Genomic DNA, 13,297 nt, shown 5'->3' with positions numbered 1-13,297 from the left:
GGCCCCGGCCCTGCCGCCGCTGCCGGCCCGGCTCACCGCGTGGCGGCCGCAGTGGTGGCCGGTGCTGCCGCCCCTGCAGGGGCTGCCGTGGTCGCGGTGGCTGCTGCCGTCGTCGCGGTGGCTGCTGCCGTCGTCGCGGTGGCTGCTGCCGTCGTCGCGGGGCTCAGATGATGCGCCGGCGCAGGAGCACCGCCAGGACGAACGCGCTGGGCAGCAGCGGCAGCCATACGGTGATCAGCCGATACCCCACCACCGCACCGAGCGCGACGGCCGAGGTGACGCCGATCGCGGCGAGTCCGGCCAGCATGGCGACGTCCAGCGCGCCGATGCCACCGGGTGACGGCACGAACGCCGACAGCGACGACACGACCAGGTAGAGCACGACGGCGGTGCCGACCGTCACGGTGACACCGAGGCTGCGCAGCACCGCGTAGAGGATGACCGCGTGCAGCAGCGGCGTGGACAGCGACCCGAGCCACAGCGCCGCCGCCCGGTACGGGTCGCGCAGCACCCCCCACAGCCCGCGGAGCTCCTCCGCCACCCGGCGACCGGCGGTGGCGACCCGGCCCACCAGCCGGCGGCGCCAGGCGGGGCGCACGGAGGCGACCAGCACCATGGCCAGCAGGGCGCCGCCGACCGCCAGCAGCGTCCAGCCCGCCGGCTCCGCGGCGCGGGACGCGGTGTCCCGCCACGACCCCGGCACCTGGATGCCGCGCGCGAGCGACGGGCTCACCGCCACCGCGACCACCAGCAGCAGCACGTGCGTCACCATGCCGACGAGCGAGTTGAGACCGACCGAGCCGACCGCGGCGCCCGAGCCGAGGCCGTGCTTGCGCAGGAACCGGATGTTGATCCCCATCCCGCCCGAACCGGCCGGCAGGACGTGGTTGGCGAACGACGCGGCGACCTGCACCGCGAGCAGCCGGCCGACCGGGGGGCGCAGCGACATCGAGCCGATCTGCGTGATCGTCCCGGCGATCCAGATCGAGGCGGTGCCCAGCCCGGCCACGATCAGCCAGGCGCTGTCGGCCCGGGCGAGCCCGGCGGCGCCGGCGCTGACCGTCGACCAGTGCATCACCGCGAGGACGACGACCGTGACCGCGACGGCGATCGCGAGGAGCATCCGGGGAAGCGAGGACCCCCACGCCGAGCCGGCCATGCCGCTGTCAGCCGGCAGGTCGACCGCGATCTCGTTCGTGCTCATCCAGCTCCTACCGCTCGTGGACCGACGCGCCGGAACATCGCAGGCGAATACGAGCGGGTAGCAGGTGGATATCGACATCAATCCGTCTATATCCTGCAACTCGCTCAATCCGGGCGCCAATTCTACAGGTGGCGAGGTAGGCCCCGACCAGGGACCAACGTAGACCGTCCGCGCTGAAAATCCGCTGAACACAGGGCCACGGCGCGGCTACGCAGGCGCGGCGGACCCGGCGGACCCGGCGGACTCGGCGGACTCGGCGGGCTCGGCGGGCTCGGCGGGCTCGGCGAACACGGCGGCGAACGCCGCGCGGACCGGGGTGCCGCGGAGCCGGTCGTACACCGCGAACACCACCCGGTCGAACCGGTCGACGTCGGCGAGGGCGGCCGCGAACGCGCCCGCCACGTCGGCGGGGACGTTGCGGAACACCCCGCAGCCCCAGCCGCCGAGGACGAGGGTGCGGTGCCCGTGCGCGGCGGCGACCGCCAGGACGCGGCGGGCCCGGCGGCGCAGCACGGCGGGCACGTCCGCGGCGTCCTGCGGCTGGTTGCGCAGGATCGCGCCCAGGTTCGGCGCGGCGGCGGTCAGGAAGGTCGCGTGGTGCGGGGCGTCGAGCAGCCGTCCTTTGTCGTCGCGGAACACCGGTACGCCCGGCGAGTGGATGACCCGGTCGCTGTAGCGCAGGTCGTGCTGCTCGCGGTGGAACGCGTAGAACTCCGGCGCGGCGCGCAGGCACGGGTAGAGGGCCGAGGCGCGGGCCAGGCTCTCCTCCTGCGCCTCGGCGCCGCCGAGGAAGCCGCCGCCCGGGTTCTTCGCCGAGGCGAACACGAGACACGCGACGCCGCCCGGGGTGTCGGCCAGGCGGCGGGCGGCGGCCAGGGTCGACTCGCCGGTGACCTCCACGGCGGGCACGGCGGACGGCCCGGCCGGCGGCGGCAGCTCGTCGTCCGGCAGGTACAGCCTGGTCCCGGCGACGGCCGCGGTCACCGCCGGCCCGATGCGGACCAGGTCGCCGGCCTGGTTGCGATACTCACCGGCGGCGGCGACGGCGACGCTCTGGCGGGCGATCTCCCGCAGCCGCCCGCTCACCGGCCCCACCGTCGAAGATCACGTGCTGACACGCCGCCACGGTACCGAGCGGCGCCGGTCCCGGCCATCGAGTTCCATCGGGCCCGGATGGGGTACGGGACAGGTATGCCACTCGACGCGCAACCGCCCCGGCGGCGAGGAACCGTCGGGCACCCGTACAGCGCCCTGAACCTGCGGCTCGTCCTGGCCACGTTCGGGCTGGTCAGCTCCGTGGTGTTCGCGGTGCTGCTGTTCCGGGCCGGGCTGGCGGTGCCGGCGTGGCTGTTCGTGGCGTTTGCCGCCGTCGCCGTGGTCGACCTCGTCGTCATCCAGCGCCGCCGCCACGCCCGCGGCGGCCACCACTCCCTGTTCGAGTAGACCCACCGCGGCACGATCTCCGTCGAGTTGGTTGACGCATCGACCGGCTGGGCATGTGTCCGCCATGCCGTGGATCGTGTGGGTACTGATCGGCGCCGTGGCACTGCGCGCCGGGGCCGGGCTACTGGTGCTGTGGGACCGCCGCCCCAGCGCCGCGCGCCCCGAGCGCCGTGCGCCGACCGCCGCGGGTTGATCGTCGATGTGGCTCGCCCACCTTAGGGCGACAGGTGCTATTGACGGGCGGTTATGCCAGGCTGACGGTTGGGTACCACCTCCAGACGCACGTTGACACCCGTGACCCCTGACTTCACGGAGGGATGGCTCGATGTCCGAACCCGTGAGGCGAGCACACGCGCGGCGTCCCCTGGCCGAGCGTCGCATGGTGGCCGCGGTCTTCGCGGTCGCGCTGCTGGTCCTGTTGGTGCTGCTGCTGTCCTACTGCGTCGCGATCCGCCCCGGCCGCAACGGCGCCGCCCCCGGCGCGACGGGCACGGCCTCCCCGACCGCCACCCGCACCGGCAGCGCCAACCCGGGCGCGTCCGGCAACGCCGGTCGGACATCGACCCCCACCGGCACTTCGACCGGCGCCGGCTCCTCGACCGCTGCGGGCTCCTCGACCGCAGCGGGCGGCGGCGCGGCCGGCCGCTCCTCGGGCCCGGCCGGCAGCACCCCCACCGGCGGCAGCTCGGCGGGCGCGGCCGGCGGCGGCTCGACCGCGCCCGGCGGTGGCACCTCCATCGGCGCGGCCGGCGGCGCAGCCACGGCCACGGCGCGGCCGGCGACACCGAGCGGCGCCCCGGGCACGGGCGGCGGTGGCGGCCTCGGCATGCGTGACCCGCTCCTCGCCGGCACCGGCATCATCCTGCTCCTGGCCGCCGCGGCGCTGATTGTGTTCCGCCTGCGACCGGCCTCCGGCTGGCGCTGATGCACGCCGGACCACCTCCCGCCGGACCCGACACGCCGCCCGGCACGACCGACACGGCCGGCACGACCGGCGCGGCCGGCACGACCGGCGCGGCCGGCACGACCGGCGCGGCTGCCACGACCGGCACCACTGGCACGACCGGCGCGGCTGCCACGACCGGCACCACTGGCACGTCCGGCGCGGCTGCCACGTCGCCTGGCACGACCGGCACGACCGGCACGACCCGCGCGGCTGGCACGTCGCCTGACACGACCGGCACGGCTGGCACGGCTGGCACGGCTGGCGCATCGTCCGACACGAGCAGCGCGGCGCCCAACAGCGGTGCGTCGCCCGACACGAGCAGCGCATCGGCCAACGGCGGCGCGGCGACTAACACCAGCGGCACGGCGCCCGGCACGAGCAGCGCATCGACCGGCACCAGCGGCGCCGCGGCCGGCGTCAGCGGCGCGGCGCCGGGCGTGGCGCGGGTCGTCGGGCGGATGCGGGCGCGGATCGCGGCGATGGAGCCACGGCGGCGGCGCCGGGTCGTCGACGTCCTGACCGCCGTCTGCGCGGTCGCCGGGCTCACGCTCGTGGTGATCGGTGCCGCGCCTGCCGACGCGCCGCAGCGCCGGGACGAGCCGCAACGTCTTGCCGAGGCCGCCGCCGGCCAGGAGCCGCTCGGCCCGCCAGGTCCCAGCCTGGCCGCCCGGGCCGGCAACCCGTCGTCGTCCACCCCCGCAAGCCCCGCCGCGACAACGCCGGCCACCGCGTCGGGCGCCGCACCGGCCGGGCAGCCGGGTGCCGGTGGAGGCTCGGCCGGCGTCGGGGCGGCGGCGGTGGGGATGGGCGCTTCGGTGCCCGTACACCTGGACATCCCGGCGATCGAGGTCAGCACGGCGCTCATGGAGCTCGGACTCAACCCGGACGGCACGATCGCGGTGCCCCCGTTGCAGGCCGGCGCGCCCGCGGGCTGGTACCGGCACCTCGCCACGCCCGGTGAGGTCGGGCCGGCGGTGATCCTCGGGCACGTCGACACGGCCAGGGACGGCCCCGCGGTGTTCTACCAGCTGCGGGAGCTGCGCCCCGGCGACGAGATCAGCGTGCGCAGGGCCGACGGCCGGACCGCCGTGTTCGGTGTCGACCGGGTCGCGGAGTACCCGAAGGCACAGTTCCCGTCCGAGGACGTCTACGGCGCGGTCGACCGGCCGGTGCTGCGGCTCATCACCTGCGGCGGGACGTTCGACCGGCTGCACCGCTCATACCGTGGCAACGTCGTCGTCTATGCGACGCTTCGCCGGACCGCGTGAGGGCGAGACCGTAAGGTCTTCAGGATGTTCGCGACGATGTCCGTTGCCGCGCTCCTCGTGGTGGTCTACTGCGTCCTGATCGCGCGGCACCTGGCCGTGGTCCGCGCGGAGCACCGGGACCGGACGCGACCCCTCGACGTGGAGACCGCGGCCGCGCGGGCGCTGCTGGACGGCACGATGACCCGGGCCGCCTATCGCGCCACGATGGAGTCCGTCGCGCGGCAGGCCGGGCACCTGCTGCGGGCCACCGACTAAGGCTTGCGCGGGTCGCCGGCCGGCAATTGCATCGGCGGGCGCGGGCCGGGCAGCTGCGGCCGGCCGTAGAGCTCCATCGCCCGCTTGGCGAGGGACTTCGTCGCGCCCGCGTTGGCGAAGCTGCCGAGGATGATCGCCGCGCCCGGGACGAGCTTCGCGAAGATGCGCTTCGCGGCGCGGACGCCGGCCATCTGGGCAAGCTTCATGCCGAGGCTCAGCAGCATCTGGTTCATCGGCCGGCGCTTGTCCGGCAGCAGCGTGTCGATGCCCTGCCGCCCCCGCGCGACCTGCAGCGCGGCGCGGGCCGTGTCGGTGTACTTGTGGACGCCCTGGAGCACGAGCAGCTCGGTGGCCCGCTCGGGGTCGGCCGGGTCGCGCCCGTAGATGACGGCGATGAGCAGCACCATCTTCGCCTGGGTCCAAGCCAGGACGCCGACGTCGAGGACCGCGCCGGCCAGCCCGACGGCACCGGAGACGGCACCGGAGAGCCGGGCGTGGTTGGTGTACCGGTAGACGACCATGCGCGCGAGCGCGTCCGGTGGCGCGCCCGGGTTCTGGGCGCGCAGCTTCTGCAGCTCGAGGACCATCTTGGGGCCGATCCTGGAGACCGCCTCGATCGCGAGGTGCTCCGGCGCGTATTCGGGGTCGGCGCGCATCTTGGCCCACAGCCCGGGCGGCGGCCCGTCGTCGACCCCGTCGGGCGACGGCGGCGGGCCCTGCGACGATCCCAGCAGCGGATCCTGGACCGGATCCTGGACCGGCTCCTGCGGCAACCCCTGGAACGGTGCGTGCGGTGGCGCCTGGGGCGGCCCCTGGTCAAGGCTGTCGGGGCGCTGCGGCGGCACGTCGGTCACAGAAGGACTGTAGGAGATCCACGCAACCTCACGACAGACCGCCGAGCAAGCCGCTCCCGTGGCGTTACACAGTCACAACCGGTCAGCCCTCGCTGAGCCGGGCCGCGTGCCGGTGCTGCTGGTCGGTGGCGAACGACAGGAACTCGATCATGTGGCGGAGGGTGGCGTCGTCGTATCGGGCGAGGTGGGCGTCGCCCTCGGCCACGATCGGCCCGTAGATCTCCGCGACGACCCGCCGGGCCTGGTCGGTGGGGTGGACGGTGACCCGGCGGCGGTCGGTGGAGTCGCGCTCCCGGGCGACGTAGCCGGCGCGTTCGAGGCGGTCGATCGCGGTCGTCACCCCGCCCGTGGTGAGCCCGGCGGCGGTGGCGAGCTCGCCGGGGCTGAGCGGCTCGGGCGCGAAGAGCAGCTCCAGGCACCGCATGTCGGTGCGGTTGAGCCCGAGGCGGTCGGCGACGCGCTGGTCGAGCACGTCGATGGCGCGCTGATACGCCTGCATGACCTGGCCGAGCTCGGCGAGCAGGTCCGCGCGTGCGGTCGTTCCCACACTTGCCGATGGTACGGGATCCCTCGTAGGCTAAGACACTAGAAAATCTAGTCACTCGACTTTCGAGGAGTCAATCGTGCGTGTGATCGTCATCGGCGGCGGTACCGGCGGCATGTGCCTCGCGCACGGCCTGCGCCGGGCGGGGGTCGACGTGGAGGTCTTCGAGCGGCACCGGACCAGGACCGACGGGCTGCACGGCTACCGGGTCGGCATCGACCCCGACGGCAGCCGCGCCCTGAAGGCCTGCCTGCCGCCGGAGGTGTACGACCTGTTCGTCCGGACCTGCGCGCGGGCGCCGGAGACGTTCGCGTTCCTCGACGAGCGGCTGCGCCGGACGCTCACCGTGCCGCTGCGGCCGCCCACCGACGACGTCAACGACGAGAAGTCGGTGAGCCGGATGACCCTGCGGCAGGTCCTCTACACCGGGATGCAGGACGTGGTCCGCTTCGGCCGCACCTTCACCCACTACGAGCGGCACGGCGACGGCACCGTCACCGCCCACTTCGCCGACGGCTCCACCGCGACCGGCGACCTGCTCGTCGGCGCCGACGGCACCAACTCGCGGGTGCGGGCCCAGCGGCTGCCGGACGCCCGCGTCGAGGACTCCGGCGTCGTCGCGATCGGCGGGAAGGTGGCCCTCACCGACGAGACCCGCGCCCTGCTGCCCGAGGGGGTGTTCCCGGGCATCGGGCTCGTCATCGCCCGGCACGGGTTCGCCTGCATCCTGCACGTGCTGGAGTTCCCGTGGGGCCCCGCCGGCGCGTCGCCGCTGCCCGACGACCCGACCTCCGACCACATCAACTGGGGCATCTCGGCGCACCGCGACCGCTTCCCCGCCGGCGTCACCGGCTTCGACGGCCCGCGGCTGATCGCGCAGACCCTCGCCATGACCCCGCGGTGGAGCCCCGCGATCCGGCGGCTGTTCGCGCTGACCGACCCCGCCAGCTGCTTCCCGATCACCATCCGCACGTCGGTGCCGGTGCCCGCCTGGCCGACCGACACGGTGACGCTGCTCGGCGACGCGATCCACACCATGACCCCCGGCCAGGGCGTCGGCGCCAACACCGCCCTGCGCGACGCGCACCATCTCGTCCGGGCCATCACGTCCGGCGACGGCCCCCTGATCTCCCGCATCCAGGTGTACGAACGTCGGATGCGCGACTACGGCTTCGCCGCCGTGGCCGCCTCGAAGGCCCAGACGGGCGGCGACCAGCTCGTGCACCGGCCGGTCGTCGGGCGCCTCGCGCTGGCCGGCCAGCGGACGTTCCTGCGGGCCACCGACCGGATCCCGGCGCTGAAGCGGCGGTTCGAGGCATCGCTGTACACCACCCGCGGCGGCGACCGCGAGGACTGAAGGCCCTGCGGGCGGCGGCTGCCCGGGGCCGGAATTGCGGGCGGGTCAGCAGCTGCGCCGGTAGGGTGCGGCGCGTGACTGACATGGTGCGGGGCAGCGTCGCGGCCGGGTTCGAAGGCGTCCGCGCGACGTTCGAGGAGCTGTTCACCTCGGGGGCGGAGACGGGTGCGTCGGTCGCCGCGTACGCCGGCGGGACCCTGGTGGTGGACCTGTGGGGCGGCTGGGCCGACGCCGCGCGGACCCGGCCGTGGCAGGCGGACACCCTCTCGACGGTGTTCTCCACGGGCAAGCCCGTCGCGGCCCTGGCGGTGCTGCGCCGGGTCGCCGACGGGCGGATCGACCTCGACGCGCCGATCGCCGCGTACTGGAAGGCGTTCCCCTACCCCACGGCGACGGTCCGGCACGCGCTCGCGCACCAGGCCGGCCTGCCAGCCGCCGCCGTTTCGGACGTCGCCGAGATCCTCGACAGCGCCCGGTTCGCCGCGGCGATCGCGGCGACCCCCCTCGAGTGGGAGCCCGGCACCGCCTTCGGCGAGCACGCCCTCACCTACGGCACCATCCTCGGCGAGATCCTGCGCGGCGCCACCGGCGAGACGGTCGGCGACGTCGTGCGCACCCTCGGCCTCGACGTCCACTTCGGACTGTCGCCGGCGGACGTCGAGCGCACCGCCGAGGTCGAGCACGCCACCCCCGACTGGCCCGAGCAGCAGCTGCACGGCCACGGCGACCTGTGGGCCCGCGCCCTCGGCCCCGCGGCGCTGCTGGCCACCGACGTCATCAACGGCCCGCTCTGGCGCGGCGGCGAGCTCCCGGCGGTCAACTGCCACGCGACCGCCCGCGGCCTCGCCGCCTTCTACGCCACCCTGCCCGACCTGCTCCCCCAGCCCCTGCTCGCCGAGGCCATCGGCCCGCAGGCGGTCGGCTTCGACCTGCTGCTGCAGGAGGAGGCGACCTGGACCCTCGGCTGGCGCCGCGACGATGCCTGGTTCGGCATGGGCGGCATCGGCGGCTCCTCCGCGGGCAGCGACGAGTCGTTCGGCTACAGCCTCGCCTACGTCACCCGCCGCCTCGGCGACCACGACCGCGGCAACGCCATGTACGACGCGGTCGAGGCCGCCCTGCGCTAGCTAGCCGAGCTTGCCGACGGCGCCGTAGACGGAGACGTCCGCGTCGGTGAGGGCGGGATCGAGGTCCTCGTCGGGACGCCAGGCGTGTGCCGCGACGACGCCCGGGTCGACCAGGGTCAGGCCGTCGAACAGGGCGGTGAACTCCGCACGGGTGCGGGGCCAGATGTCGGTCTGCCCGGCGGCGAGCATCCGGTCGTACACCTCGGCGATCTGCGCGGGCAGGAAGTCCTTCGTCGCGTTGCTGGCGACCAGGTAGCTGCCGGCGGGCAGGGCCTCGAGCAGCTCCCGCACGATCGGCTGGCCGGCGCCCTCGCCGTGGATGAAGTGCAGGACCGCGACGAGCATGAGGCCGATCGGCCGGGTGAAGTCGAGCGTGGCGCGCAGGTCGGGGTGGGCGAGGATGCGGGCCGGGTCGCGCAGGTCCGCCTCCAGGTAGGCGGTGGCACCCTCCGGGGCGCTGGTCAGCAGCGCCCGGGCGTGGACCATGACCATGGGGTCGTTGTCGACGTACACGACCCGGGCCGTCGGGGCGATCGACTGCGCGACCTCGTGGGTGTTGCCGGCGGTGGGCAGGCCGGTGCCGATGTCCAGGAACTGGCGGATGCCCGCCTCGCCGGCCAGGAACCTGGTGGCGCGGCCGAGGAAGCGCCGGTTCTCCCGCGCCGCGATCGGCGCGCTGGGCCAGGCCGCGGCGATGGCGTCGCCGGAGGCGCGGTCGGCGGCGAAGTTGTCCTTGCCGCCGAGCCAGTAGTTGTACCGCCGGGCCGGGTGGGCCACGCTGGTGTCGATTCGATCGATGGACACGCCGCAAACTGTATACGGCGGATCAGGACGATTGTGCCGCGCGGATCGCGGCGGCCATCTTGGCCGGGTCGTGGCCGGGGCGCACGCCGTCGAAGAGGATCGCCGAGCCGGTGATGTGGTCGGTGCGCAGCGGCAGGATCTCCTGGTAGGCGGGCGAGTCGTACCAGGCGCGGACCGCGTCGGCGTCGGGGAACCCGAGCAGCACGACCGTGCCGGGCCACTCGCCCTCCCGGACCTCCACCTCCGGGCCGTGGGCGAGGAAGGTGCCGCCGAACGGGTCCAGGGTCGCCTGGATGCGCTCCAGGTAGACCAGGACGTCCTCGTGCGTGTTCGGGTTGTGCAGGTGGGCGAGCGCGTATGCCGTCATGCCACCGATCCTCGTCCGGGCCAGGGAGGCGTGTCGATTACCTGTGACGTCATGGCCACGGTCTCGGTCTCGGTCTTGGTCTCGGTCTTGGTCTCGGTCTTGGTCTTGGTCTCGGTCACGCGAACGCGTCGAGCAGCATCTCGGCGGTGCGGCCGGCGACGCCGTCGATGCCGCCGCCGCGCATGACGGCCCGCACGGATGCGCCGTCGAACACCATCAGCAGCTGCGTGCCGAGCTGCTGCGGGTCGCGGGCGCCGAGCAGGGCGGCCTGGCGCTGGAAGTACACCTCCAGCTGGTGCTTGAACTCCCACGCGACGCGGCTGGCCTGGTGCGCCGCGTCGTGCAGCTCGATGGTGGTGTTCGCGAACGGGCAGCCGTGGAAGCCCGGCGCGGCGGCCTGCTCCTCGAGGACGCCGAAGACGTGCAGGATCCGCTCACGCGGGGTGAGGTCGGCGTCCTCGGGCGCGAAATAGTGCGCGACGGTCGCCGGCCCGTGCACCCGCAGTGCCTCCGCGACCAGGTCGTCCTTGGTCGCGAACAGCTGATACATCGACCGCTTCGACACGCCCGCGGTCTGGCACAGGCGCTCGACGCCGACCGCGCCGACACCCTCGGCATAGAACAGGTCGGCTGCGGTGCGCAAGAGGCGCTCACGTGTCGGGGAGGTCACACCCCAATGGTAAACCGATCGGTTTATGGTTGCCAGTGACACCGGAAACCGATCGGTTTCCGCGAAGGCGGCACGAAGGCAAGGGGAGCAACGACATGGACCTCAAGAACGCGGTGGTACTGGTGACCGGCGGCAACCGTGGCATCGGCAAGGCCCTCGCGGCCGAGGCGGTGGCCCGCGGCGCCCGGAAGGTCTACGCCGCCGCCCGCGACCCGCGCACCGTCACCTCGCCGGACGTGCAGGCCCTCGCCCTCGACGTCACCGACCCCGAGTCGGTCCGTCTGGCCGCGGAGCAGACCGGCGACGTCACCGTCCTGATCAACAACGCCGGCATCTACGTCGGCGCCAGCCTCGTCACCGGCGACCTCGACGAGGTCCGCCGCGAGTTCGAGACCAACTTCTACGGCCCGATCAACGTGACCCGCGCGTTCGTGCCGCAGCTCCTGGCAAACGGCGGCGGCCGGATCGTCAACGTGCACTCTGCGCTGTCATGGGTCGCCTTCGGGCAGTCGTACAGCGCCACCAAGGCCGCCCTGTGGTCCGCCAGCGACGCGCTGCGCCTCGAGCTCGCCCCGCAGGGTGTCGGCGTCACCGGCCTGCACGTCGGCTACGTCGACACCGACATGGCCGCGGCGGTGGACGCCCCGAAGATCAGCCCTTCGTCCGTCGCCGCGCAGGTCTTCGACGCGATCGAGCAGGACCGCGACGAGGTCCTCGCCGACGACACGTCCCGCGGCGCCAAGGCGTCCCTGACGGCCGACCCGGCGGACCGGTACGCCGCAATGGCAGGATAGGACGTATGGGTGCCTACCGGTCGACCGGCGAGTTCAAGCGGGACCAGAACTACATCACCACCCGCATCACCGCCGACGGCCGCGACGGCTACCCGGTCGAGCCCGGCCGCTACCGACTGGTGGTGAGCCGGGCCTGCCCGTGGGCCAGCCGCGCCATCATCGTGCGGGATCTGCTCGGGCTGCAGGACGTCCTGTCGATGGGCGTCTGCGGCCCGACCCACGACCAGCGCAGCTGGACGTTCGACCTCGACCCCGGCGGCCGCGACCCGGTGCTGGGCATCGAACGCATCCAGGACGCCTACTTCGCCCGCTTCCCCAACTATGAGCGCGGCATCACCGTGCCGTGCGTCGTCGACGTCACCACCGGCCAGGTCGTCACCAACGACTACGCCCAGATCACCCTCGACCTGTCCACCGAGTGGGCACAGTTCCACAAGCCGGACGCGCCGCAGCTGTACCCCCTGCACCTGCGCGAGGAGATCGACGAGGTCAACGACCTGGTGTTCCGCGACGTCAACAACGGCGTGTACCGCGCCGGGTTCGCCGGCTCGCAGGACGCCTACGACGCCGCCTTCGCACGGCTGTTCGCCCGCCTGGACTGGCTCTCGGAGCGCCTGTCCACGCGGCGGTATCTCGTCGGCGACCAGATCACCGAGGCCGACATCCGGCTGTTCACCACGCTCGTCAGGTTCGACGCGGTCTACCACGGCCACTTCAAGTGCAACCGCAACAAGCTCACCGAGCTGCCCGTGCTGTGGGACTACGCCCGCGACCTGTTCCAGACCCCGGGCTTCGGCGACACCGTGAACTTCGAGCACATCAAACGCCACTACTACGAGGTCCACCGCGACATCAACCCGTCGGGCATCGTCCCGCTCGGCCCCGACCTGTCCGGCTGGGCCCTCCCCCACGGCCGCGCCTAGGATCCAGGCATGGACCAGATCACCATCGTCACCGGCGGCAGCCGGGGCATCGGCGCCGCCACCGCCCTGCGCCTCGCCGGCGACGGCCACCGCGTCGCCGTCGGCTACCAGCACAACGCCGACGCCGCCACCGCGGTCGTCACGTCGATCGAGGCGGCCGGCGGCACCGCCGTCGCCGTGCAGGTCGACACGACGGCCGAGGACGACGTCGTGCGCTTGTTCGCCACCGCCGCCGGCGCCCTCGGCCCGGTCACCGGCCTGGTGAACAACGCCGGCACCACCTCCCGCATCGGCGCGTTCGCCGACCTCGACGCCGCCGACCTGCGCCGCGTCGTCGACGTCAACATCGTCGGCGCCTTCCTGTGCGCCCGCGAGGCCGCCCGCGTCCTGCCCCGCGGCGGCGCCGTCGTCAACGTCTCCTCGGGCGCCGCGACCCTGGGCAGCCCCGGCGAATACATCCACTACGCCGCGACCAAGGCCGCCCTCGACACCCTCACGATCGGCCTGTCGAAGGAGCTCGGCCCCGCCGGCATCCGCGTCAACGGCGTCGCCCCAGGCATCATCCGCACCGACATCCACGCCGTCTCCGGCGACCCCGACCGCGCCGACCGCATCGGCACCGCGACCCCCCTCGGCCGCCCCGGCAACCCATCCGAGGTAGCCGAGGCAATCGCCTGGCTCCTGAGCAGCGCGGCCTCCTACGTAACCGGGACGACGCTCCGCGTCGCCGGAGGGCGCTGA

General features: G+C 73.9%; 17 protein-coding genes and 1 pseudogene. 10 read left to right on the top strand and 8 right to left on the bottom strand.

All coding sequences use genetic code 11. The features are described 5' to 3' along the window. Positions 1-163: 163 nt before the first annotated feature. Both AB0K00_RS16800 and AB0K00_RS16795 read right to left on the bottom strand, forming a co-directional pair. A complete protein-coding gene (locus AB0K00_RS16800; RefSeq protein WP_363521515.1) occupies positions 164-1,204 on the bottom strand; it encodes a lysylphosphatidylglycerol synthase transmembrane domain-containing protein in 1,041 nt (346 codons plus the stop codon). A gap of 207 nt (positions 1,205-1,411) precedes the next feature. Next, on the bottom strand, positions 1,412-2,290 hold the full coding sequence (locus tag AB0K00_RS16795) for a TIGR02452 family protein (RefSeq protein ID WP_363521513.1): 879 nt from the start codon (positions 2,288-2,290) through the stop codon (positions 1,412-1,414). 105 nt (positions 2,291-2,395) lie between these two features. On the opposite strand from AB0K00_RS16795, the gene AB0K00_RS16790 reads away from it, so the two are divergent. From AB0K00_RS16790 to AB0K00_RS16770, 5 genes are all read left to right on the top strand, one after another. Then, entirely contained in the window at positions 2,396-2,647 is a 252-nt protein-coding gene (locus AB0K00_RS16790) for a hypothetical protein (RefSeq protein WP_363521510.1), read from the top strand. Positions 2,648-2,711: 64 nt separating this feature from the next. Beyond that, the gene (locus AB0K00_RS16785) at positions 2,712-2,840 is read left to right on the top strand and encodes a hypothetical protein (protein WP_363521508.1); all 129 of its coding nucleotides are present in this window, start codon (positions 2,712-2,714) and stop codon (positions 2,838-2,840) included. A gap of 132 nt (positions 2,841-2,972) precedes the next feature. Further along, positions 2,973-3,572: a hypothetical protein gene (locus tag AB0K00_RS16780; RefSeq protein WP_363521505.1), complete on the top strand. Its 600-nt coding sequence runs from the start codon at positions 2,973-2,975 to the stop codon at positions 3,570-3,572. Further along, positions 3,572-4,861, top strand: a complete 1,290-nt coding sequence (locus tag AB0K00_RS16775; protein WP_363521502.1) for a class F sortase — start codon at positions 3,572-3,574, stop codon at positions 4,859-4,861. Before AB0K00_RS16780 ends, AB0K00_RS16775 begins: the two co-directional genes overlap by 1 nt. A gap of 24 nt (positions 4,862-4,885) precedes the next feature. After that, entirely contained in the window at positions 4,886-5,116 is a 231-nt protein-coding gene (locus AB0K00_RS16770; protein ID WP_363521499.1) for a hypothetical protein, read from the top strand. Here AB0K00_RS16770 and AB0K00_RS16765 read toward each other — a convergent pair. Further along, positions 5,113-5,970, bottom strand: a complete 858-nt coding sequence (locus AB0K00_RS16765; protein ID WP_363521496.1) for an EcsC family protein — start codon at positions 5,968-5,970, stop codon at positions 5,113-5,115. The two genes, AB0K00_RS16770 and AB0K00_RS16765, sit on opposite strands and share 4 nt — an antisense overlap. Before the next feature lie 82 nt (positions 5,971-6,052). Next, on the bottom strand, positions 6,053-6,517 hold the full coding sequence (locus AB0K00_RS16760) for a MarR family transcriptional regulator (RefSeq protein ID WP_363521493.1): 465 nt from the start codon (positions 6,515-6,517) through the stop codon (positions 6,053-6,055). A 76-nt stretch (positions 6,518-6,593) separates the two neighbouring features. Here AB0K00_RS16760 and AB0K00_RS16755 point away from each other — a divergent pair, with 76 nt between their 5' ends. Further along, the gene (locus AB0K00_RS16755; protein WP_363521490.1) at positions 6,594-7,871 is read left to right on the top strand and encodes an NAD(P)/FAD-dependent oxidoreductase; all 1,278 of its coding nucleotides are present in this window, start codon (positions 6,594-6,596) and stop codon (positions 7,869-7,871) included. 83 nt (positions 7,872-7,954) lie between these two features. After that, positions 7,955-8,998, top strand: a complete 1,044-nt coding sequence (locus tag AB0K00_RS16750; protein WP_363521631.1) for a serine hydrolase domain-containing protein — start codon at positions 7,955-7,957, stop codon at positions 8,996-8,998. On the opposite strand, the gene AB0K00_RS16745 is transcribed toward AB0K00_RS16750, so the two are convergent. From AB0K00_RS16745 to AB0K00_RS16730, 4 genes are read right to left on the bottom strand one after another with little or no spacing between them, the layout of a single operon-like run. Then, a complete protein-coding gene (locus AB0K00_RS16745; RefSeq protein ID WP_363521487.1) occupies positions 8,999-9,802 on the bottom strand; it encodes an SAM-dependent methyltransferase in 804 nt (267 codons plus the stop codon). It lies immediately after the preceding gene. A 22-nt stretch (positions 9,803-9,824) separates the two neighbouring features. Beyond that, the gene (locus tag AB0K00_RS16740; RefSeq protein WP_363521484.1) at positions 9,825-10,169 is read right to left on the bottom strand and encodes a DUF1330 domain-containing protein; all 345 of its coding nucleotides are present in this window, start codon (positions 10,167-10,169) and stop codon (positions 9,825-9,827) included. Continuing rightward, positions 10,166-10,288, bottom strand: coding sequence for a hypothetical protein (locus AB0K00_RS16735; protein ID WP_363521480.1), 123 nt, complete (start codon positions 10,286-10,288; stop codon positions 10,166-10,168). Before AB0K00_RS16735 ends, AB0K00_RS16740 begins: the two co-directional genes overlap by 4 nt. Further along, positions 10,285-10,839 carry a TetR/AcrR family transcriptional regulator gene (locus AB0K00_RS16730; protein WP_363521477.1) on the bottom strand — a complete coding sequence of 185 codons (555 nt, stop codon included), beginning with the start codon at positions 10,837-10,839 and terminating at the stop codon, positions 10,285-10,287. Before AB0K00_RS16730 ends, AB0K00_RS16735 begins: the two co-directional genes overlap by 4 nt. Before the next feature lie 95 nt (positions 10,840-10,934). Between AB0K00_RS16730 and AB0K00_RS16725 the strand changes: the two genes are divergently transcribed. The 3 genes and pseudogenes from AB0K00_RS16725 to AB0K00_RS16715 all read left to right on the top strand — a co-directional run bounded on the left by AB0K00_RS16725 (position 10,935) and on the right by AB0K00_RS16715 (position 13,297). Further along, positions 10,935-11,633 carry an SDR family oxidoreductase gene (locus tag AB0K00_RS16725; RefSeq protein WP_363521476.1) on the top strand — a complete coding sequence of 233 codons (699 nt, stop codon included), beginning with the start codon at positions 10,935-10,937 and terminating at the stop codon, positions 11,631-11,633. A 5-nt stretch (positions 11,634-11,638) separates the two neighbouring features. Beyond that, a pseudogene (locus tag AB0K00_RS16720) lies at positions 11,639-12,550 on the top strand (glutathione S-transferase C-terminal domain-containing protein); the annotation flags it as partial. Between the two features lie 15 nt (positions 12,551-12,565). Continuing rightward, the gene (locus tag AB0K00_RS16715) at positions 12,566-13,297 is read left to right on the top strand and encodes an SDR family oxidoreductase (RefSeq protein WP_363521474.1); all 732 of its coding nucleotides are present in this window, start codon (positions 12,566-12,568) and stop codon (positions 13,295-13,297) included.

The organism is Dactylosporangium sp. NPDC049525 (genome assembly GCF_040676755.1).
In the GTDB taxonomy this organism is placed as follows: Bacteria; Actinomycetota; Actinomycetes; order Mycobacteriales; family Micromonosporaceae; genus Dactylosporangium.
This window is presented reverse-complemented; position numbering and strand designations above follow the sequence as displayed.